At 55.6% G+C, this 20,710-nt stretch carries 22 protein-coding genes; 20 read left to right on the forward strand and 2 right to left on the reverse strand.

Annotated features, from left to right (window positions below; genetic code table 11):
* The first annotated feature begins 27 nt into the window (after window positions 1-27).
* The 3 genes from C7445_RS09850 to C7445_RS09860 all read left to right on the forward strand — a co-directional run bounded on the left by C7445_RS09850 (window position 28) and on the right by C7445_RS09860 (window position 1,526).
* Window positions 28-291: an HPr family phosphocarrier protein gene (locus C7445_RS09850; RefSeq protein WP_208320892.1), complete on the forward strand. Its 264-nt coding sequence runs from the start codon at window positions 28-30 to the stop codon at window positions 289-291.
* A 96-nt stretch (window positions 292-387) separates the two neighbouring features.
* Window positions 388-924: a hypothetical protein gene (locus C7445_RS09855; protein WP_243835111.1), complete on the forward strand. Its 537-nt coding sequence runs from the start codon at window positions 388-390 to the stop codon at window positions 922-924.
* An 86-nt stretch (window positions 925-1,010) separates the two neighbouring features.
* Window positions 1,011-1,526 (forward strand): DUF402 domain-containing protein, encoded by a 516-nt coding sequence (locus tag C7445_RS09860; RefSeq protein ID WP_040289119.1) that lies wholly within the window; start codon window positions 1,011-1,013, stop codon window positions 1,524-1,526.
* A 73-nt stretch (window positions 1,527-1,599) separates the two neighbouring features.
* Here C7445_RS09860 and C7445_RS09865 read toward each other — a convergent pair whose 3' ends face one another.
* A complete protein-coding gene (locus C7445_RS09865) occupies window positions 1,600-1,929 on the reverse strand; it encodes a hypothetical protein (RefSeq protein WP_243835112.1) in 330 nt (109 codons plus the stop codon).
* A gap of 50 nt (window positions 1,930-1,979) precedes the next feature.
* On the opposite strand from C7445_RS09865, the gene mutY reads away from it, so the two are divergent.
* From mutY to C7445_RS09905, 8 genes are all read left to right on the forward strand, one after another.
* Window positions 1,980-3,128: an A/G-specific adenine glycosylase gene (gene mutY / locus C7445_RS09870; RefSeq protein WP_134159891.1), complete on the forward strand. Its 1,149-nt coding sequence runs from the start codon at window positions 1,980-1,982 to the stop codon at window positions 3,126-3,128.
* A 38-nt stretch (window positions 3,129-3,166) separates the two neighbouring features.
* Window positions 3,167-3,817 (forward strand): Bax inhibitor-1/YccA family protein, encoded by a 651-nt coding sequence (locus C7445_RS09875; protein WP_134159892.1) that lies wholly within the window; start codon window positions 3,167-3,169, stop codon window positions 3,815-3,817.
* 129 nt (window positions 3,818-3,946) lie between these two features.
* Window positions 3,947-6,352 (forward strand): leucine--tRNA ligase, encoded by a 2,406-nt coding sequence (leuS, locus tag C7445_RS09880; protein WP_134159893.1) that lies wholly within the window; start codon window positions 3,947-3,949, stop codon window positions 6,350-6,352.
* 58 nt (window positions 6,353-6,410) lie between these two features.
* Window positions 6,411-7,109, forward strand: a complete 699-nt coding sequence (locus C7445_RS09885) for a FadR/GntR family transcriptional regulator (protein WP_243835113.1) — start codon at window positions 6,411-6,413, stop codon at window positions 7,107-7,109.
* Between the two features lie 90 nt (window positions 7,110-7,199).
* The gene (locus C7445_RS09890) at window positions 7,200-7,613 is read left to right on the forward strand and encodes a hypothetical protein (RefSeq protein WP_208320886.1); all 414 of its coding nucleotides are present in this window, start codon (window positions 7,200-7,202) and stop codon (window positions 7,611-7,613) included.
* 243 nt (window positions 7,614-7,856) lie between these two features.
* On the forward strand, window positions 7,857-8,051 hold the full coding sequence (locus tag C7445_RS09895; protein WP_134159895.1) for a hypothetical protein: 195 nt from the start codon (window positions 7,857-7,859) through the stop codon (window positions 8,049-8,051).
* Window positions 8,052-8,073: 22 nt separating this feature from the next.
* The gene (gene ytvI, locus C7445_RS09900) at window positions 8,074-9,192 is read left to right on the forward strand and encodes a sporulation integral membrane protein YtvI (protein ID WP_208320893.1); all 1,119 of its coding nucleotides are present in this window, start codon (window positions 8,074-8,076) and stop codon (window positions 9,190-9,192) included.
* On the forward strand, window positions 9,193-9,705 hold the full coding sequence (locus C7445_RS09905) for a DUF402 domain-containing protein (protein ID WP_134159897.1): 513 nt from the start codon (window positions 9,193-9,195) through the stop codon (window positions 9,703-9,705). It begins immediately after the preceding gene.
* Here C7445_RS09905 and C7445_RS09910 read toward each other — a convergent pair.
* Window positions 9,676-10,233 carry an RsfA family transcriptional regulator gene (locus C7445_RS09910; protein ID WP_134159898.1) on the reverse strand — a complete coding sequence of 186 codons (558 nt, stop codon included), beginning with the start codon at window positions 10,231-10,233 and terminating at the stop codon, window positions 9,676-9,678. The genes C7445_RS09905 and C7445_RS09910 overlap by 30 nt on opposite strands.
* A gap of 187 nt (window positions 10,234-10,420) precedes the next feature.
* Between C7445_RS09910 and C7445_RS09915 the strand changes: the two genes are divergently transcribed.
* The 9 genes from C7445_RS09915 to C7445_RS14610 all read left to right on the forward strand — a co-directional run bounded on the left by C7445_RS09915 (window position 10,421) and on the right by C7445_RS14610 (window position 20,671).
* Window positions 10,421-12,697, forward strand: a complete 2,277-nt coding sequence (locus tag C7445_RS09915) for a DEAD/DEAH box helicase (RefSeq protein WP_134159899.1) — start codon at window positions 10,421-10,423, stop codon at window positions 12,695-12,697.
* 3 nt (window positions 12,698-12,700) lie between these two features.
* Complete coding sequence (locus C7445_RS09920) at window positions 12,701-13,951, forward strand: ribonuclease H-like domain-containing protein (protein ID WP_134159900.1); 1,251 nt, start codon at window positions 12,701-12,703, stop codon at window positions 13,949-13,951.
* Window positions 13,952-14,015: 64 nt separating this feature from the next.
* A complete protein-coding gene (locus C7445_RS09925) occupies window positions 14,016-14,669 on the forward strand; it encodes a YktB family protein (RefSeq protein WP_134159901.1) in 654 nt (217 codons plus the stop codon).
* 9 nt (window positions 14,670-14,678) lie between these two features.
* Complete coding sequence (locus C7445_RS09930; RefSeq protein WP_134159903.1) at window positions 14,679-16,112, forward strand: bifunctional metallophosphatase/5'-nucleotidase; 1,434 nt, start codon at window positions 14,679-14,681, stop codon at window positions 16,110-16,112.
* 4 nt (window positions 16,113-16,116) lie between these two features.
* Window positions 16,117-16,797 carry an endonuclease III gene (gene nth, locus C7445_RS09935; RefSeq protein WP_134159905.1) on the forward strand — a complete coding sequence of 227 codons (681 nt, stop codon included), beginning with the start codon at window positions 16,117-16,119 and terminating at the stop codon, window positions 16,795-16,797.
* 27 nt (window positions 16,798-16,824) lie between these two features.
* Entirely contained in the window at window positions 16,825-17,421 is a 597-nt protein-coding gene (locus C7445_RS09940; protein ID WP_134159907.1) for a DUF2140 family protein, read from the forward strand.
* A 136-nt stretch (window positions 17,422-17,557) separates the two neighbouring features.
* Window positions 17,558-19,354, forward strand: coding sequence for a spore germination protein (locus tag C7445_RS09945; RefSeq protein WP_243835125.1), 1,797 nt, complete (start codon window positions 17,558-17,560; stop codon window positions 19,352-19,354).
* Window positions 19,351-20,505: a GerAB/ArcD/ProY family transporter gene (locus C7445_RS09950; protein WP_134159911.1), complete on the forward strand. Its 1,155-nt coding sequence runs from the start codon at window positions 19,351-19,353 to the stop codon at window positions 20,503-20,505. The genes C7445_RS09945 and C7445_RS09950 overlap by 4 nt, the downstream gene beginning before the upstream one ends.
* Window positions 20,498-20,671 (forward strand): hypothetical protein, encoded by a 174-nt coding sequence (locus C7445_RS14610; RefSeq protein ID WP_166669085.1) that lies wholly within the window; start codon window positions 20,498-20,500, stop codon window positions 20,669-20,671. Before C7445_RS09950 ends, C7445_RS14610 begins: the two co-directional genes overlap by 8 nt.
* The last annotated feature ends 39 nt before the right edge of the window (window positions 20,672-20,710 follow it).

The following is a 20,710-nucleotide window of genomic DNA, read 5'->3' on the forward strand; positions in this document are numbered from 1 at the left end:
ACAAATCATGAGAAACTGGTGATGAAGATGGTGGAAAGAGAAACCACTGTTCGTTTACAAGGAGGTCTGTTCGCTCGCGCGGCCGCAAAGTTTGTGCAGGAGGCCACGACGTTTAAATCGGAAATCTTTATTGAAAAAGACGGGCGAGCCGTCAATGCGAAAAGTATTATGGGTGTGATGTCGCTGGCTATCGCATCCGGACAGAAGGTCGTCTTGCGGGCAAATGGTTCGGATGAAGAAACGGCAGTCGATCAACTGAGCCACCTGATTGAGTCCGATCAACTGTTTTAAGCGTTCTCTACTCTCCGCTGCTTTCCTCCTCGCCCCGTTCTGTCCCGAGCGGCTTGTTCATAATCATAGTCGTGAAGGAAGCATGGGGGTGAGTCCATGCAGTCACGCATGAATTTGGGGCACCGCCGCCGCATTCCCATTTGGATCATGGCCGTGCTGGGCGTGCTGGTACTGCTCTTCATGTTCGAGGCATACCGTTTGGTCATGCCGTTTGTCTCCCGCAATCCGCTGTATCACGAGGTCAATTTTGGACAAACCGTGATCGACAACTGGGAATACGAGGGCGAAAACGAGGAGGGCTACCTCGAGTTTTACAATCCAACGACCGGTGGTCACTCGATGTTGCCCCCCAACGCAAAGCTGTTTGGTGCCGACGGCAAATGGGTTGTGATTGAACGCGCGGATGCCGCATCACTCACCTATGCAGAGCCCCTGGAAAGTGCTCCACCTTACTGGTATTTGATCATGCTGGCGATGATCGGGGGCGCATTGTGGTGGATGATGCATCGCCGCCGTACTTTGCGGAAAAAGCGCATGTATCTGCGGGGACCGCGCAAAGAAGGTGTGCGCGTGTCGGCGGGAAAGCGGCGCCCTAAGCGGTTTCGAGCCAAATCTTCGCGCAGGTTGTGGTGAGGGACCCTCGCCTCGGCTTTGTGTTTTCCGCAACTCATGGTAGTCTATATGGAAAAGCGGATTTCACGGAGTCAGGAGGGGCGTGTGTGGCGCTTCGAGCAGGCCGCGTCCAGCAGATACACAAACGGGAAGAGCGCGGGATCGACCGATCGAATGAGCCGTTCACCATCGACAAGTTCTTTCGGCGCCCGGGGTTGGTCGTCGTGGAGCGCCCCGCTTTTGAGCATGGCTACAGCAATCACATGCGCGAAATTTATCCGCAGTGGGGGATTGCGGTCAGCACATGCATGGATCAAGGGGTTCCCGTTAAGCATCCGCGGCTGCGGTTTGATCACTATGTCGATCTCGTCAAGGTCTGGGAAGACCAAGAATACATATACGTTGAGGATATGTATGTGGACGTGCTGTTGTATGAACGTTCGTACTACCATATTATCGATCTCGAGGAATTCGGGGAAGCGTTGTTCACGCGGCAGGTAAGTATGGCGGAAGCGCGTCGCGTTTTGGACAACACGCAAAGATTCGTGGACAGCTTTAAGCGCAGTCGTCTATCGTATCAGGTTTGGAAACACAAGTATGGCATTCATCGCCGATACCCATGATGCCATGATGTTCGTCGGCGCCGTTCCATCCGAAACGGCGCGGCGACGAACCAGCAAGCGATGGCCTTCCCATTTACTCCTGGATTTCGCTCATCACTTCTTGAGCAATTTCCATCGCGCTGCTGTTGTTGCTTTGGGAGCCGCTATTCCTGCCTTGGACTTGGCGCACTGCTTCCCACGCGGCGATGCCAACACTCGCGCCAATCAACAAAGCGGTCATCGTGCCGACACCATTGCCGCGGCGGCGCGGCATCATGCGCTGGCGCGCCATGCCGGTCATCGCGTTCATCACATTCCACATGGACAGCACCCCCCGCACCGTATTGTGTCCGCAAATCGGCACAGTATGAACGTGCAAACTGGAATCCTCGGTTGTCTTCGCCATGACGAACATGGCTTTCAACTTTACCCTCTGTATGTGATATCGAGTATCTTGTGGACGGGAGGTTTGGCATGCGCTCGAGGGAAAGCTTGACTGATTTCGCTCATACACTAGTGGCGTGGTACCGCGTCAACGCCCGCAAGCTGCCTTGGCGTGAAACAACGGATCCGTACCGCATTCTCGTCAGCGAAACGATGCTGCAACAGACGCGGGTGGAAACAGTCATTCCGTATTATCACCGCTTTCTCGAGGCTTACCCGGATGCCACCGCGCTTGCCGATGCCGCCGAGGATGACGTCATGAAGTTGTGGGAGGGTCTTGGTTATTATCGCCGGGCACGCAATCTTCACCGCGCCATGCAGGTCGTTCGTGACTCGTATGGTGGCACGATTCCCGACGATGCGGAGGCGGTTCGCGCGCTCCCCGGTGTGGGCCCGTACACGGCCGGTGCCGTGATGAGCATTGCTTTTAACCGGCCGCAGGCTGCCGTAGACGGCAATGTGTTGCGTGTCATGGCTCGTTACTTGGGCATCTTTGATCCCATCGACCTGCCCACGACAAAACGAACGATTTCAAGTGCGGTCGATCGCGCCATTCACCAGGCGGAACCGCGACTGTTCACGCAAGCATTGATGGAGCTTGGAGCACTCGTATGCGTCCCACGCCGTCCGCGCTGCGATGCATGTCCTGTCGCACATGGGTGTCTTGGCCGGCAGTCCGGGAGAGCAGCGGAGTTGCCAACGAAAACGCCCAAAAAGGCACGTCGTAAAAGGACCATCGTAGCCCTTTGGATTGAGCGCGACGGGGCCTTGCTCGTCGAACGTCGCTCGGATGACGGTTTGCTTGCAGGGATGTGGCAACTTCCCATGACCGAACTCCCTGACGATCCGCCTTACAGTGAAGGCGAGCTATTTCTGGCAGCGCGCAGACGATTGCATAAACTCGCGATCGGCAATACCATAGAAGCAGACGTGCTTTCCGTCGCCGACCAACCTGCAGTGGATTTTCTGGCCATTGCAGAGGCAAGGCACGTCTTCACGCACTTGGAATGGCGGGTTGTCGTTTTGCGGCCCATTGGGTATCATCAGGTGCACATCGCCAGTGACCATGGCGGTGCGGCGTGGGTACCAATCGGCGAACTGTCCAAGCTCGTGTGGCCCAAAGTCTATCAGACACTTCTCTCACAGTTGCTCAACAGCTTGCCCGTTCATCGTCTGTAGAGACGATGCTGCGGAGAAGGGTAAAGGAGGACATTGGCATGCAGACGTATACGATTACGCAAAATCGCCTGTTGGGGCGCGTCTTTCTGGGGTTGTTTGGCACCTTGTTGACCGCGCTTGTCGGCGTCTTGGCCGGTACGCAATTGCCCATTGGTTTGATACCTGTGCTTAGCCTCGTTGAACTTGGGATGATTGTCTATGCGATGTTCCGGCAGCGCACGCGTGCCATCGGTTTTCCGTTTGTGTACCTCTTCACATTCATTTCGGGGATCACGCTGTGGCCTATCATCAGTTACTATGCAATCGGACTTGGCGTCGGGATCGTGATTAAAGCGCTGGCCGTCACAGCCGGTGCATTTCTCGTGGCTTCGTTTGTCGCATCACGTTCGTCGATGGATTTTTCATTCCTTGGCGGATTTTTGTTCATCGGCATGTTGGCTCTGCTCTTGATGGGCATCGTGTCCATCTTTACAGGGTTTTCTTCGGTGGCGAGCTTGATTTACGCCTTTCTCGGCGTTGCCATTTTCGTCGGCTATGTTCTGTTTGATGTCAACCGTCTGGCTCAGTACGGTGTGGCGGAGCAGCATGTACCGTGGATGGTTCTCTCCCTGTACTTGGACTTCGTCAACCTGTTCCTGTTCGTTCTGCGCCTGATGGGCATTATGGGTGGATCGTCAGATCGCCGTTAAGTTGATATGAAATCGACATAAACAGACACGGCCTGGCGCCGCAGGAACTCTCGTCCTATAATACGGACGAGAGTTTTTTGTCAGTATGCGGCCAGGCGGCCGTCGACGCACCTAACAGGGGGACAAGACATGGAATACAAGCCACAGGAAATTGAACGCAAGTGGAAGGAGCGGTGGCGGGAGACTGGCGTGCATCGCGCGCACGGCAAGGGCAGCAAGCCGAAGTACTACTGCCTGGACATGTTTCCCTATCCGTCTGGCAACGGCTTGCACGTCGGCCACTGGCGGGGTTACACAATTTCCGATGTATGGAGTCGATATAAGCGACTGCACGGATATGAAATCCTGCATCCGATGGGCTGGGATGCCTTTGGCTTGCCGGCGGAGAACTACGCGATTCAGAACGGCATTCATCCGCGCATCGCAACGGAGCGCAACATTGCGAACTTTAAGCGTCAGCTCGAGGAGATTGGCGCGATGTACGACTGGGATCGCGAAGTCAACACGACAGACCCATCGTTTTATCGTTGGACGCAGTACTTTTTTGTCAAAATGTTTGAACGCGGCTTGGCATATCGCAAGAAGATGCCTATCAATTGGTGCCCGAGTTGTAAGACCGGCCTTGCCAATGAGGAGGTCGTCGAAGGCAAGTGCGAGCGTTGCGGAGCAGAAGTGACCAAGCGTGAAATGGATCAGTGGATGCTAAAAATCACCGCATATGCGGATCGTTTGCTGGACGATTTGGACAAGCTCGACTGGCCTGAGCACGTCAAGCGAATGCAGCGGGCTTGGATTGGGCGCAGTGAGGGGGCGCGCATTCGCTTTCAGTTAGTCGATCACGATGGCGAGATCGAAGTTTTTTCGACGCGGCCGGACACGATTTGCGGTGCAACCTACATGGTTTTGGCGCCGGAGCATCCGCTCGTGCGCAGCATTACCACGCCGGCTCAGCAAGCGGCGGTGGAAGCGTATATCGAGGAAGCGTTGCGGAAGTCGAACGTCGAGCGGCAAGTGGTCGACAAGACAAAGACAGGTGTGTTCACGGGCGCGTATGTCAAGCATCCCCTTCTTGATCGGAACTTGCCTGTGTGGATTGCCGATTACGTCCTGATGGATTATGGAACAGGTGCCATCATGGCCGTGCCTGCACACGATGAGCGCGACTATGAGTTTGCCAAACAGTTTGATCTCGACATCATACCGGTCGTCCAGCCGGTTGAGGGTGAGGCCGATGAACTCTATACGGGCGATGGCGTCATGATCAATTCCGGTCCACTCGATGGTAAGTCGGTAGCCGCGGCTAAAAAGGCAGCCATCGAGTGGCTGGCGCAAACTGGCCATGCCGAAGCGGCCGTCACCTATCGCCTGCGCGACTGGGTGTTTGCTCGTCAACGGTACTGGGGCGAGCCCATTCCGATTGTACATTGCCCAGCGTGTGGCGCGGTCGCGGTACCGGAGGACCAACTTCCGGTCACATTGCCTGACGTGGAGCGCTACGAACCAACAGGTACCGGCGAGTCGCCTCTCGCGGCCATCCCGTCCTTCGTCAATACGACATGCCCTCAGTGCGGCGGTCCGGCAGAACGCGAAACCGACACCATGCCACAGTGGGCAGGTTCTTGTTGGTATTTCTTGAGGTATGCCGATCCCCACAATGACAAGGCGCCTTTTTCGAAGGAGGCCATCGATTACTGGCTGCCTGTCGACATGTATATCGGCGGTGTCGAGCATGCCGTCTTGCACCTCCTGTATTCGCGTTTTTACGTCAAGTTCATTTACGATCTCGGCCTTATTCAGTTTGACGAGCCGTTCCAACGCCTCTTTACGCAAGGCATGATCACGTTGAATGGCGCGAAGATGAGCAAGTCGAAGGGCAACGTCGTCAATCCGGACGACATCATCGCCACCTATGGCGTCGACGCCTTGCGTATGTATGAGATGTTTGTCGGTCCGCCGGAAGACGAAGCGGAGTGGAGCACCAACGGATTGGAAGGCGTCGCTCGTTTCCTCAGCCGCACATTCAGGCTGGTCAGCGCACACGCCGCCCATCCGGCGAGTGAGCGCCCGGCACTCACCAAATTGCGCCACCGCTTTGTCGCTTCGTTGACGGAGCGCATGGAATCGTTCCGTTTTAACACGGCAGTCAGCGCGTTCATGGAATACGTCAATGCCTTGAGCGGTGAAGCAAAGGACGGCATTGACCGCTCGTCGCTGGAGACCTTGTCGATCGCAATTGCGCCGTTTGCACCGCATCTGGGCGAGGAGATGTGGTCGCTTTTAGGTCATGAATCATCTGTCTTTGACGCGACGTGGCCGACGTACGACGACGCATGGCTGAAGGATGACGAAGTCGAAATTGCTGTTCAGGTGAATGGACGCGTTCGGGCGCGATTGACCGTGGCTGCCGATATTGGTCAAGAAGACGCCATCGAGCAGGCAAAGGCCTTGCCGGATTTAGCCGAATGGCTCGCAGGGAAAGAGATCGCCAAGCAGATCTACGTACCAGGACGATTGGTCAATATCGTCGTTCGTTGACGACGTGTGCGAGCCTTTAGGCCGCGCACATGCCAGTACAAGCGGGGGAGGCGGCAGCGTGGACGGCACGACCCAAAAGAAGCTGTATATGCAGATTGCCGACGAAATGCGCCGGATGATCGAGCAAGGCTTGTTTCAGCCTGGGGAAAAGCTGCCCACGCTGCAGGCATTGGCCTCCCAGTTTGGCTGCAGTCGCGCCACGGTTCGCGAGGCGCTTGGAGCTTTGCGCGGGCAGGGGCTTGTGGAATTTCGTCATGGCAATGGCACGTATGTGCGAACCGCCTCCGTCGAAATGTGGATGCAACCGCTCGATGCCGCTATCCTCCTAGGCTTGGACGAGGTGCGCGACTTGGTCGAGTTGCAGACGGCCGTGCTCGCGGGCATCGCTCATGCTGCAGCGAAAAGGCGCGGCGGATCGGATTATTCGGCGTTGGCGCGGGCGTTATTCGAACTCGAGTCCTCAGGGCGGCATAGTGAGCATCGCATTGCCAGTGAACTGCACTTTTATGCCGTACTGGCTGATTGTGCCGCCAACCGTGTGCTCGAAAATGCGTTTCGCGTATTGCAGGAGGCTTTGCGAAGCAGCCTGCGCGTACTCAACCCCAAACTCGATCTCGGCCTGCGCACCTGTCGCTCCATCTATGATGCGGTACAAATGGAACGGCCTGATGTGGCGCGCGAAGTGGTATATGCGTATGGAGAAGAACTTCTGCGAGCGATCCAGCTGAAAAAACGGACGCCCAAATCGGCGTTCTAAGGTTCTGTTCGTCGTCGATTCATGTTATACTGTTGATGAAAGCGCTATCAACAATGTGCTTCTGAAAGGTTGATTCACGTGGTACAAAACATGCTGGTGGCTACTTGCTCGGAAGAAGATCGACTGCTGATCGATCGCGCCCTTGGCGCGGGAATCGACGTGCGAGTGCTCACTTGCTTTGACGACGTTCATCATAAGGTTCGAGCTTGGTATCCCAATCGCACCATTGGGGTTCCAGCTCATAAAGCGACAGTAAAAGCGGCTGTACAAAGCGCGAAATTAGATATCGCGATCGTCCGTGAAATGCATGATGTCATACGCTCGGCGCTGTTGATTCAGACCTTGCGCGAGGCGGGTGTACCGCAGATCATTGTCATGTGCAAGGATGAATCACGCGCACAGATGTACCGCCGTTGCGGCGCCAACAACGTGGTGGTTGTCGATCCCCATGAAGAAGCGTGGGATCGCATCATGCCGTACCTTCATCTGCATGTCTCCGCTTGATATCCGACGGAGGGCCGCAGACCATGTCCGGCCTGCGGCCTAGACAAGTGTTTGCGGCGGCCGCATGTTGCCATGGGGCGATGAACCTTGCACAGCCACTGATCCCGCCTCGATCCAGCTTGGACACCCCCCGTAAAATGGTCTTCCGACATTGCCTTCATCCTCTGCACAAACGACGTCTTATGGTATGATGAAAACATCAAATGGCTTGTTGCTATCTACACTACAATTGGGGGGAACGTGATGTCTGTTCCCGTGCGTGTCATGTTTTTTTGTATTTCCCTGTTTACAATGGCCCTGCTAGCCGCGGGCGCGATGCTCATGGCCGTAGGACACCATGGTTGGTTGTCGGCCTTGAGCTACGTGCTAGGCATATTGCTTGCTGGCGTTGGCTTTATGTTGCGCCGCCGATTGCTGAAACCTACAGCCGCTGAATAAAGGAGCGCTTTGCTTGCAAGGGATGGGACGCGAAGTGCAACTGCGCCGCTACTTGTGGCGCGCCCTCGAAGTCTGCATCATGCTCGCGTTTATCGCGGCCATTGCACTGATGCTGGCATATCTCATGCAGTATATCTTGCCGTTTGTAATTGGCTGGATATTTGCCATCCTACTCATCCCCGTCGTGAGAGTGTGCGAGCGTCGGGGCATGCGGCGGCTGACCTCGGTACTCAGTGTCATGACCGTTGCAGTCGCGGTTGCGCTTGCGATTTCCGTCGGTGTGATCATCGGTACGCTGCGTGAAGCTACGTCGTTTTTGACGCATAGCCAATGGTTTTTAAAAGCGGAACTGTTCCAGTTAGAACAGCGGCTCGATGGAACGCAACCTCTCTATGGGCAATTGCCGGCGCAGGTGAGCAATGCCGTGCAATCTGCGGTGACGCAGTTTGTGCACAGCTTGGAAGGCAGTGTCCGCAAGTTCGTCACATCGCTTATCTCCATCGTTACCCATTTGCCCGATACCTTGTTTATCTTTGTGATTTCTGTCGTGACCGCGTTTTTTATCCTGTTGCGGCGCGAACGCATGCTCGCATCTTTCTATCGCTTACTTCCGCCTGGATGGGCTCCGAAAGTAAACGTCGTCTTCACAGACATGGAGCGCGCGTTTCTCGGGACGATTCGCGTCCAATTCATCCTCATGTGCCTATCCGCGTTCCTTGGTGTGATCGGCATGTACATCTTGCATTTTCCATATGCCGTCCTGCTTGGCATTTTGTTTGCCCTGACGGGGTTAGTGCCCATTGTCGGTTCGGCATTGTTGACGGTGCCCTGGGCGGTTGGGGCGCTCGTCATGGGAGATACGGCGACGGCGGTGAAAGTACTCTCCTTGCAAGTGGTCATCTCGCTGATCAGGCACGCCATTGAACCGAAGATTCTCGCGGATAGTGTCGGATTGGACACGTTGACGACACTGTTTGGATTATATGTAGGTTTGAAAGTGCTGGGCGTGATCGGGCTATTCATCGGACCCATCGTGCTGATCGGAGCAAAAGGCTTGTTGCGGACGCGTTTGTTCGTCGATTTTTTGCCACATGAGTCGGAGCGAAGCGAGAAGGGCGATGGCGTTGGAGGGGATGGATGAGTGCGTCTCATCAGTTTGCGTTATGACGGCCAACTCCATCGCGTGTGGCAGCGTATGGAGCCAGGCAGCCTCCCGGGCAGCTACCGCATTCCGGCTGGTGCGGCCGTACAAGAGCGCGATGGAACGACATGGAGTTCAGATTATCCCGTTGTTGCATTGTTTTGGCCCAAGGTTTTTTACCAAGTTTTCGTCCTTCTCAAACCGGACGTCACAGATTACTATGCCAATGTGATCACGCCTGCAATCTTCGGATCCGACTTGGTGGTGTTTATCGATCTCGATCTCGACGTGCGCATAGAGAACGATGCTGTGTCGCTAGTAGATGTGGACGAATTTACGAGGCGGAGTCACTTGTATCCACAGAGTTGGCGGAATGAAGCCGTGGCAGCTGCGAAACAGTTGGTTGCGATGGCGAAAAGGGGCATTGGACCATTTCGACCCGCACTCGCTGCCGCGTTGCGGGCCGAATTCGTGCATGAATCCTCAAGTTCCAGCCGGACGGTTGTCTCCTAATAGCTTGCGCGCTCGTTCCATGATAGCGAAAAGTGTGCGCGAATCTTCCTCGAGCTGTTCGGGCGTGAACGGTTGATCAAACGCCTTGCCCTGCGTATGCAATTGTGCTTCGAGGCTTTCCACGCGCTCTGCAAGCAGTTGCTTTTCCTGTTCAATTTGTGTCACGTACGCCTTGAGTTTCTGGTATTGCTCGTCGAACGTCTGCAGGAACGAGATCACTTCTAGCATGGACGCGCTGATTTCCGGCTGCGAAGGTTTGCCGGTTGTACTCGTATCGGCCTGAACTTGCTGCGTCTTTCGTTCTTGTTTGGCCGCATCGATCTCGCTTTGATAATGTTTTCGGATCACGCCATTCCAGCGGTAACCGCAGGCGGCTGCCGTTCTCCCGAGCAGTGTTGCTGCTTCTTCAAATGCTTTGAGTTGCGTGCTGCCTGTGCGGATATGATGCAGAACGAGTTCGGCCAAACGAGTATCATCGTCGGGAGTCCACGCGTCTGAACGTGTCGCCCATTTCTCAACCGTTTGCAAGATGATTCCTCCCTCTACTCGGTACTATACCTTATTGCCATGCTGTACAAGATTCATACCCTCTCTATCGGGGGCTTCATTACATGCTATGATTGACTTTTGAAATTGTGACTGAATAGGTGACAGATGAAAGGTGTTTTTCGTAGGCAACTTCACACACTGAATGCGATGAAAGCGGATGATATGAGTGGTTTTGGAACAACTGTTGGAAGAATGGCGGCGCGATGAGGCGTTTGCGACGCAAGTGGCCGCGTGGCATGTTGCGCCGGCGCGGCTTGGGCGGTTTCGCGAGATTCCCAAAGAGCTTCATGAAGATGTCAAACAAGCTCTGTTGACCCGCGGGATCGACCGCCTGTACAGCCATCAAGCCGAGTGCTGGGATGCGCTCGCGGTTGGCCGCGACATTGTTGTGGCCACGCCGACGGCAAGCGGCAAGACACTATGTTATAACCTGCCCGTGCTCGATCAAATCTGCCGTGACCCGAGTGCTCGAGCTTTGTACATATTTCCGACCAAGGCCTTGGCCCAGGACCAGGTGGCGGAACTCAACGATTGGATTGGACGGTTGCAAACGCAAGTACAGTCCTTCACCTACGATGGCGATACGCCCGTACATGCGCGACAGAGGATTCGCGAAGCGGGACACATTGTAGTCACGAATCCTGACATGCTCCATGCCGCAATTCTACCGCATCATACAAAGTGGCTTCGCCTGTTTGAGAATCTGCGTTACGTCGTCATTGACGAAGCCCATATCTATCGTGGTGTTTTCGGGAGCCACGTGGCAAACGTATTGCGCCGGTTGCAGCGCATTTGTGCGTTTTATGGCTCACAGCCGCAGTTCATCTTCAGTTCCGCCACGATCGCGAATCCTGGTGAATTGACGACACGTTTGTGTGGCCGGGAGACGACTGTCATCGACGAGTCGGGCAGCCCTGAGGGCGAACGGCATACGATTGTTTACAATCCGCCAATCGTCCACCCGCAGTTGGGGCTGCGGGCGTCTTCGCTGCAAACGGCAAGACGGCTTGCCCGCAGGTTGTTGGATGCTGAGATCTCGACCATTGCGTTTGTCAAAACACGCACACAGGTCGAGGTGCTGTCTTCTTATTTGAAGGCAGATGCCCGGGAACGGTTGCGATCTCGCATTGTCGGTTACCGCGGCGGCTACCTTCCCAATGAGCGCCGCGCGATCGAACGTGGGCTGCGCAACGGTGACATTCTGGGGGTTGTCAGCACGAACGCCTTGGAACTTGGCGTCGACATCGGCTCTCTACAAGCAGCAATCACCGTCGGCTACCCAGGTTCTATCGCTTCCATCCGTCAACAGAGCGGCCGTGCCGGGCGTCGAAAGGGCGTGTCACTTGCACTGTTTGTGGCAAATGCATCGGCGCTTGATCAATACTTGGTGCGCCATCCTGGCGCTTTGCTCGAGGGATCACCAGAGGCTGCCCGTATTTACCCGGATAACCTGTTGATTCTCATGGACCACTTGAAGTGCTCGGCCTACGAGTTGCCGTTTGCTGTTCATGAGTCGTTTGCCGTCGAAACGACTGCCGAATTGCTTGAATATCTGGCCGATGCCCGCGTACTTCACAAGGGCGGCGACAATCGGTACCACTGGATGGCCGACGCCTTGCCTTCCCATGGCGTCTCGCTGCGCAGTGCGGCACAGGAGAACGTCGTCATTATTGATGAAACGGATGCAGCAAGGCCCATCGTTATCGGCGAAACGGATCGCTTCAGTGCCCTGACGACGTTGCACGAAGAGGCTATTTACTTGCATCAAGGAAAGTCTTATCAGGTAGAAAAGCTCGATCTCGACAATGGCAAGGCGTATGTGCGGGCGGTTGATTGCGACTACTACACCGACGCTGAACTGGCTGTGCGGCTGCAGGTGCTCGACGAGTTGCAACATGCGCAAGGTGTGGGTGTCATCCATCGCACAGGCGAGGTTGCCGTCAATGCGACGCCGACGCTGTTTAAAAAGATCAAATTTGACACACACGAGAATCTGGGCTGGGGGCGAATCTACCTCCCGGAGGCCGAATTGCATACGGCGGGTTATTGGTGCACGTTTGAGGAACGCTTGCTCAAGGTTGGGCCTGACGCGTGGGAGTCGGCATTAAAAGGGTTTGGCCATCTGCTCAAGCACGCGGTTGCACTTCACTGCATGTGCTCGGTATCAGATCTCCACGCGGCTGTGCAAGTGCGCGATCCGCTCTATACCCAGCCGACGGTGTATGTGTACGACGCCTATCCAGGCGGCATCGGCATTTGCGAACGGGCGTTTCGCGATCGTGATCTGATCTTGCAGTCGGCACTCGACATGGTTCGCGGCTGTGCGTGCGAGTGGGGGTGTCCGGGTTGCGTCGGTCCCGGAAACGAGGAAGAGCAGCTGAAACAGATGGTCGAGAAGTTGGTTGCGCGCTGTCTCGATGGCCGGCAGTTGCAGGAGGTTTGAACCATGGCGCGGAGCCTGCTGGATAAATTGCGCGCATTGGAACAAAGCGTCCGCACAGTCGCAAGTGAGCCTGTGATGGTTGACGAGCCGTCCGAATCTGTCGATACCGGTCAAATCGGCGCGATCGCCGCGCGCGATGAGGAATTGCTGCAGGCCGGATTCCGCCGGATGGAAACGGATTGCGGTCACTGTTGGTGCCGCACGACATCGTTTGACGTATGTACGAAGCACGGAGAGCGGCCATTTTTCGATGTATTGAATCTCGATCTCGCCCCGATAGCCAAGCTTGCGAAGGCGCCCGTCAGCATGGCCAACCTCCGCTTCTATGACACCGAAACAAACGGGCTGGGACTTGGAAGCGGCACACTGCCATTCTTGCACAGTGTCGGCTATTTTGTGGACGATGACTTTTGCGTCGACCAGTACTTCGTCGACGATTACGGGAATGAAGCCGCCGTGCTTGCGGCTTTGCAAGCTGGACCGCTGGGCGATCAGGACGCTGTCGTGGTCACCTTTAACGGCAAATCGTTTGACTGGCCGCTTCTACAAAACCGCCGAATCCTTCACCAAATGCCGCGCATCGACCGCCCACAACTGGATCTTCTACACCCCAGCAGGCGTTTGTGGAAAGGCGTGCTCGATCGCGTATCGCTAGCGGAGGTCGAAAGCTTGCTCGGCGTAGAACGAATCGACGATCTCCCTGGCCGCGAGGCGCCCGCGCGCTATTTTGAATTCGTCGGCGGGGCGTCGTTTTTCGTCATGGAGGACGTATTTCGGCACAATTTGCACGATGTCTGTTCGCTGGTGAGCGTTTTTATCGCGATCGCCGAAGCATTGTCAGGCCATGCCGTCTACGTTTCGGCAAGGCCCAATTTGGCCATAGCAACCTGGTTTGATGCCTGGCACGACTGGGAAGCGGCCGACGAGGCGTATCGGCGGGCAGCGGCGGCAGATGATGCCGATTGGCGCGCATTTTGGCTGTTTAGCCTCTTTCTCAAGCGGCGAGGTCTTTGGGAGGAGGCGGTTCGACTTTGGCAGGAGATGGAAGCGACTTATGTCACGCAACCCGAACCGCTCATCGAACTGGCAAAATACTACGAGCATCGTACCGCCGATTTGCACGCGGCCAAGCAGGCGACCCTATTGGCGTTGGCGCGTGTTCGGCCAGCATCGGGGGAAGCAGCCGCCATGGCGCACAGGCTGGATCGGATTGAACGCAAATTGGCGAGACAGATTCATATCGATCTTGCCTGACACTGTTGTCTTGTCTAGTCTAGGGTTAAGGTATAGGTACGCTATATGCAGTTGATGGAGTGAGGTGCCGCCATTGTTTACGGGTTTTGACAAAGCGGATTTTGACGTGTTTAGGATTCCAGGCCTGGAACCGCGCATGTCCGCCATTCGGGAGCGAATTCAACCAAAGCTTGCGGCACTTGGGGAGCATTTCGTGCCGTTTCTGTCCGAGCGGCTGCAGTCTCCGATGTACGCTCATGTCGCGAAGCACGCGCGTCGTACGGTGAATCCACCGGGTGACACGTGGGTCGCGTTCAGTGCGAACGGCCGTGGCTATAAACAACACCCACACTTTCAAATTGGCATTTGGCCGACGCACATCTTTGCCGCGTTTGGCTACATTTACGAAGCCAAGGACAAGGTGGCGTTCGGAAACTATCTCCGAGCGCAGGCGAGGGACATCGAACGTCTTGTGCCGACTGACTTTATTTACATACCAGATCATACACAGCCCTCATCCATCCCGGCGGCACAAGTTTCGGAGCGGGATATTGTGGCGTTTGGCGAACGCCTGATGCAGGTCAAAAAGGCAGAATTGCTGATTGGCCGGCGCATGGATCAAGAAACCGTGATGACCCAGACGGGGTCTCAGTTGGTGGAATGGGTCGAAAACACGTTCACTCCGCTCTGTACGTTGTGGGTTGAGGCGAGTCGGGCTCAGGCCATCCATGGACGATGAGGTGACGGCGTGCGCATTCATCTGTTGCATATGAACGACGTTCACAGTCGTCTAGAAAGTTACATGCGTTTGGGACGACAGCTACGAGCATTGCGATCGCGACTGCACGAGCAGGGAGAACCAGTTCTTACGTTCGATATCGGCGACGTTCTCGACCGCGTGCGTCCTGAGACCGAAGCGACGATGGGCTTCTTGAACGCCGACATGATGGCCGCACTTGGCGTGAACGGTTGGGTGTTTGGCAATAACGAAGGATTGACCATCCCAGTTCAGGATTGGGAAGGTTTAGCGGCGAGATCGAACGCCTGGGTATTCGGCACCAACCTGCGGCAGGCAAATGGCGAGCCGTTTCCCTTTTTCATCGACACGCACGTGTATGACGTAAACGGCGTCCGCATCGGCACGTTTGGCTTGACGCCAAAGTACGATCTTCCCTACGAGATGCTTCAAGTGCGGCCCCTCGATCCGTTCGCGTGTGCCCGCACTGCGGTTGCCAGCCTTCGTTCCGCCGGTGCAAACATCATCGTCTGTTTATCACACTTGGGGTTGCGCGATGATCGCCGTCTGGCAGCGACGGTGCCAGGCATCGATGCGATTCTCGGCGGGCATTCGCATGAATCGATGCCGAAGGCCGAATATGTCGAGAAAACGGCCATCTTTCAACCTGGCAAACATGCGAGCGCGTTTGGCCACACCGTCATCGAGTGGGACGGTGAACGCGTCCAACAAGTCACGTCAACACCTGTACCCGTACTGCACGATAGCCTGTTTGACACGGCGATGGAAGAGGTTTACCGCCGATATGAGGATCGGGTGAAGGGGATTCTCGGGCGCACGGTTGCATCCATTCCGGAGCGCCTGCCGATTGTCTATGAAGACGAGTCGGTCTTCGCCAATTTGTTGGTCGACGTGCTGTTTGACGAATGTCAGGGCGACCTTGCCGTGATGATGACAGGCGCATTAAACGCGAGCCTGTTACCTGGCAATCTGACGCTGGAAGCGTTACTCGCTGCGTGTCCGACGCCAACACGTCCAATTATTGTAAGTATGACAGGGCGAGAGTTGCAAGATGCCATCGAACAAGGAATTCAGCCGGAGACGTACGGTCGCCTGGGCATTGGCTTTGGTTTTCGGGGTGGGAAGATCGGCTACCTCGTGATTGCCGGGGCGGTTGTCGAATTGGTGGATGATGGAGATCGCCAACACGTGCGTCGCATTGTGCACCAGGGCGGGGAACTGGAGCCGGATCGCACGTATCGCATCATCACATGCGAATATCTCTGGCTTTCTCCCGTGTTCGGTCCGTTCCGCAGCGCGCGGGAGATCACGTATCAACCGCCGTTGGTGCGAGAAGTGTTGATTGCCCGAATCGCGGAAGAAGGTCGGATCGAACGGGCGAAGATGAGGCGGTATGTCCGAGTGTCTGCCGACGAGAGGGGATGAGACGATGGCCCTGCTGACCAAGCGGGAGACAGCGGAGGTGGTGGCGCGTTTGGCCGCGTGTTATCCAGACGCCAAATGCGCACTCAACTTCACGACGCCGTTTGAGCTGCTCATTGCGACGATGTTGTCTGCACAGTGTACAGATGCCCGCGTCAACATGGTGACGGCACGATTGTTCCAAAAGTACAAAGGACCAGCGGCATTCGCCGCTGCGACGCCTGAGCAGATGGCAAATGATATTCGCGAAGTGGGGCTGTTTCGCACGAAGGCCCAGAACATCGTTGCAACGGCGCGCATCCTGCTCGAGAAGTACGGCGGGGACGTGCCGCAAAGCCGCGAACAGTTGGTTGAGCTGCCCGGCGTCGGCAGAAAGACTGCGAACGTTGTGCTTTCCAATGCGTTTGGTATTCCCGCGTTTGCGGTGGACACGCACGTGCAGCGCGTGACGAATCGGATTGGCATTGTGAACAGCGACGATCCGTTGAAAACAGAGGAACAGGCCTGCCGCAAACTGCCGCGCGAATTATGGACGCAAGCACATCATCTGTTTATACACCATGGCCGCCAAATTTGTGTCGCGCGTAAGCCGAAGTGTGAAATCTGCCCGGTTGCCGATTTATGTAACTACGCCCGTACGCAGGCGCGGCTTGCAACAGGAAACAACCGGCGCAAGGCAGTACCTTGATCAAAGGGCTGGAGGAGGCGTCCACGGATGGCCTGGAAGCGGGCGTTTATCGTATTGTTGTCGATCAATTTACTCATCGTGGTGGCAGCTCTCATTGTGTGGAATACACTTCCAACCAAGAGTCAGACATGGAACGGGACAGCCCCTAAAGGGATTGGACAGCAGCCGGCCGTCGAGGTCCAGATTGGCCAGGACGCCATTAACGCGTATCTTTCTTATGCCATCGCGCACGATGAAGAAGTGGGCAAGATACTCGGTTCGGCCGATGTGCAGTTCGATCGAAACTGGAACTGCGACTTTGGCATTCGCTTGCTCGGCAGAATCGTGCCATTCCACCTTGTGCTTACGCCAGAGGTGACGTCTGGGAACCTTGTCCTTCATGTCGACAGTGCCTCCATGTCCTTTTTCCCCATACCCAACAGTATTCTGTTTTCGGTGTTAGAACGGGCGCACACGCCGGATTGGGTCGAGACGAATCCCAACCAAGATGATGTCGGGATCGATTTTTCGAAGCGGCCGCAACGCCCGTTTGGCATTCGCGTGTTGAATTATTCGGATACCACGAAGAAGTTGGCTCTCCAATTGACAATTTCCCCGCAAGCCGTCCTTTCGGGCAATCAGTAAATCGCAGTCTTCACATGAGGAATATCAGAATTTGTCCCGGCGCCGGCGCGGCGGCGGGATAACTTTTAGCTGCCTGTCGCACCCTACAAAACATGAAAGATGGTTCGTGAGACGATGGGAGGGTGCGTCGGTGGATATGAGCTTCACAGGAGCACTGAAACGCCTGTTGACGGTCGACGATTCGATGCTCGACGACCAGTTTACACTCGCCGACGATGATTCGTCAGAACCGGCTGATACCTATGGCGAGACACCGCAGCCGGAGACGGTCAATTTCACCACTGCAGAAAACAAGACAGACACCTCAAAGAAACCTGTCTCGATGCGGACATTTCTGCGGCGGGCGACAAGAGAGTACGAAGACGCCGTGGAGAAGGCTCATGTGGGCCAGGATGACGGGATCGAGTGCGATATCGACGAGATGAAGCGGCGATTGGAGCGGTTTTTCCACCTGCCGCAGAACAAAGATATCGTGATCCGCGAGTTTCGCGTCGGCGTTGAAAGCAAGTCGCCATGGCGCGGTATGGCCGTGTTTGTCGATGGGCTGTCCGACAAAAACGTCATCAATTCAGCCATCCTTGAGCCATTGATGATTCTCACACACGTGAGCGAAGAAAATCCGCGACGCACGCTCGAGTATGTCGTGGAAAAACTACTCCCCGGCAATCAATCTCAAATCGTCGACAAATGGTCAGAGGCGGTTGCCAATATCCTGACAGGATCAACTGTGCTCTTTCTCGACCGTTGCAATGGCGCGCTGGTGATTGAGACAAAGGGCTGGGAACACCGATCCGTATCGACGCCGCAGACGGAAAACGTCGTTCGTGGTTCACAGGATGCGTTTACGGAAAACTTTCGTGCGAACACAGGATTGGTCCGTGCGCGACTGCGTACGGAACACTTGGTTACGGAAATTCATACTGTCGGCAATCTGGCGCGCACAGACGTCGCCATCATGTACATTCATGGCGTGACCAATCCGAAGCTGGTGCGCGAGGTGCGTCGGCGCATTTCGCAGATCGACGTCGACTTTATCCTCGATAGCGGTATGTTGGAACAGTTCATCGAAGATCGGCCGAGCATGCTGATTCCGCAGGTGATGGCGACGGAGCGGCCGGACAGGGTCGCGGCCTCTCTGGCGGAAGGCTATGTCGCCCTGTTTGTGGGCAATAGCACATATTGCCTGATTGTCCCGGTTGTCCTCTGGTCCTTGGTGCACAGTTCGGAGGATTCCAACATTCGCTTCTTGCCAGGGACGTTCATGCGGCTGATTCGCTGGATAGCGTTGCTGACGGCGTTATTGCTTCCGGGGCTCTATGTGGCGGTGACAAATTATCACTCGGAGATGTTGCCCACAGATCTGATGCTTGCGATTGCAGGCAGCCGCGAACAAGTGCCGTTTCCAGTCGTGGTGGAAGTTCTCCTTATGGAATTTGCCATTGAGCTGATTCGCGAAGCGGGCATTCGCATTCCGTCGGTGATCGGTCCGACCATCGGCATTGTCGGCGCGTTGATTATCGGCCAATCGGCCGTTCAGGCTGGTATCGTGAGCCCGTTGTTGGTCATCGTCGTCGCGACGACTGCACTTGCTTCGTTCACGGTGCCGAACTATGAATTGAGCATGGGCATTCGCATCATGCGCTTTGCGTTCTTGATTGCCGGTGCCGTATTGGGGTTCTATGGAATTGCCATTCTGTTTGTTGTGTACGTCGTGCGTCTGACGATGCTGAAATCGTTTGGCGTTCCTATTTTATCGCCCATTGCGCCGTCTAGCGGCGCTTCGCGCGACGTTTTGCTGCGCGGGCCACTCTGGTCGATGAACAAACGCCCATCGTTTTTATATCCGTTGCGAAGTTGGCGACAAAAGCCCATGTCCAGGCCTTGGAGTGCGCCAACGCGCAAATCGGCTGGTAAAGAGGGGGGAGAGACATGAGTCAGTCGGCGCGGCGCAACGCGAAGGTCCCAGGCTCCGAGATGACAGCCATGCTGATCATTTTCGTCAGTACCAATGCGTTCCTCACCTATCCGCGATACATCAGTTTGAGTGGCTATGAGGCAGCTTGGATGGAGCCCGTATTTTCGGGGATGTTGACGCTCATTTTATTTTTCCTGGTCGAACACCTGTTGCGGAGGTATTTCAAAAACCTGGACATCGTCGAAGTCTCTAAAGAGGTGTTTGGAAGGTTCGGTGCAATCTTGATAGCGCTTTTGTTCTCGCTGTACTTCCTGTGTTCTACCGCCGCGGTCATGCGCGAGTTTACCGAAAATGTGGTCAGCACCGTCCTTCCCTCAACCCCGATTCTGATCGTTGGCGCGGTGTTCATGTTTGCTGTGGGATACATCGTCTACGGCGGCATTGAGGGCATTTGTCGAACAGCCTTCATCTTTTTGCCGATACTCTTGGTTGGGCTTGTTGCTGTGTGCCTTCTGACCGTCAATTGGTGGCGGCCCTACATGCTGCTGCCGTTGTGGGGGACGGGACCAGAACAGGTTCTGCGCGGCTCCCTTCAATACAGCTCGATTTTCGCCAACGTGTTGCTGCTGACCATCATCTATCCGCACGTGCATGACACGTCGAAAATGCGCAGAATTGGCTTTGTCAGCATTGTGGTTTCGACCTTGTTGCTCGTTGGGCTGATGCTCACGTATCACATGGTCTTTCCGGCATCCGAAACGGGAAAGACGTCTTTCGCCTTGTATCGGTTGGCGCGCATGATCCACCTCGGGCCGTTCTTTCAAAGACTGGAGAGTATCTTCATCTTTTTGTGGGTGACTGCCGCCACTGTGCGGATGGCTGTTACCCTGTGGGGGTGCTCGTACCTGCTTGGCAAGGCGTTTGATTGGCCGACGTATCGCCCGGCGGTGCCAGCGCTTGTTCTGTTATCGTTCTCGCTGGGCATGTGGCCTGAAAACTGGATTCAGGTCATCAATTTTGACGGTACCTATTTGCTTCGTTGGGGGTGGATTGTGGTCTTTGCGGTTCCGATTGCGGTGTTGTCCATCGGTGCCATGGTGAAGTTGATGCGGGGAGGCGGCCGCTTCCACGGAGGCCATCGTGGGCGAAGGAGGATGCAGCGTGTTTAAATTCCTGTTTGCCATGATTATTCCTGTCATGATTTTCGCGTATACGATGTCATTCATGCGTTGGGCAGGCAGTCGTGCCGGTGCGACGGCGCAGGTATCTGCTGGTACGCTGGGTGTTCTGTCTCTGGCCGTCAGCGCGGCGGCACTGTGGAAGTTGTTAATCTGATGTTTGACCGTCCAGCCGACCCGGTATATTCTGTTCTGG

Origin of the sequence: Alicyclobacillus sacchari, from assembly GCF_004366795.1 — a bacterium.
Lineage (GTDB): Bacteria > Bacillota > Bacilli > Alicyclobacillales > Alicyclobacillaceae > Alicyclobacillus > Alicyclobacillus sacchari.

Bases quoted from the DNA above. Each gene is read 5' to 3' on its own strand.
- C7445_RS09895 (WP_134159895.1), top strand. From the start codon at position 7,857: ATGTCTGTTCCCGTGCGTGTCATGTTTTTTTGTATTTCCCTGTTTACA.
- mutY (WP_134159891.1), top strand. From the start codon at position 1,980: ATGCGCTCGAGGGAAAGCTTGACTGATTTCGCTCATACACTAGTGGCG.
- C7445_RS09920 (WP_134159900.1), top strand. From the start codon at position 12,701: ATGGCGCGGAGCCTGCTGGATAAATTGCGCGCATTGGAACAAAGCGTC.
- leuS (WP_134159893.1), top strand. From the start codon at position 3,947: ATGGAATACAAGCCACAGGAAATTGAACGCAAGTGGAAGGAGCGGTGG.
- C7445_RS09950 (WP_134159911.1), top strand. From the start codon at position 19,351: ATGAGTCAGTCGGCGCGGCGCAACGCGAAGGTCCCAGGCTCCGAGATG.
- C7445_RS09855 (WP_243835111.1), top strand. From the start codon at position 388: ATGCAGTCACGCATGAATTTGGGGCACCGCCGCCGCATTCCCATTTGG.
- C7445_RS09875 (WP_134159892.1), top strand. From the start codon at position 3,167: ATGCAGACGTATACGATTACGCAAAATCGCCTGTTGGGGCGCGTCTTT.
- C7445_RS09890 (WP_208320886.1), top strand. From the start codon at position 7,200: ATGCTGGTGGCTACTTGCTCGGAAGAAGATCGACTGCTGATCGATCGC.
- nth (WP_134159905.1), top strand. From the start codon at position 16,117: ATGGCCCTGCTGACCAAGCGGGAGACAGCGGAGGTGGTGGCGCGTTTG.
- C7445_RS09945 (WP_243835125.1), top strand. From the start codon at position 17,558: ATGAGCTTCACAGGAGCACTGAAACGCCTGTTGACGGTCGACGATTCG.
- ytvI (WP_208320893.1), top strand. From the start codon at position 8,074: ATGGGACGCGAAGTGCAACTGCGCCGCTACTTGTGGCGCGCCCTCGAA.
- C7445_RS09940 (WP_134159907.1), top strand. From the start codon at position 16,825: ATGGCCTGGAAGCGGGCGTTTATCGTATTGTTGTCGATCAATTTACTC.
- C7445_RS09850 (WP_208320892.1), top strand. From the start codon at position 28: ATGGTGGAAAGAGAAACCACTGTTCGTTTACAAGGAGGTCTGTTCGCT.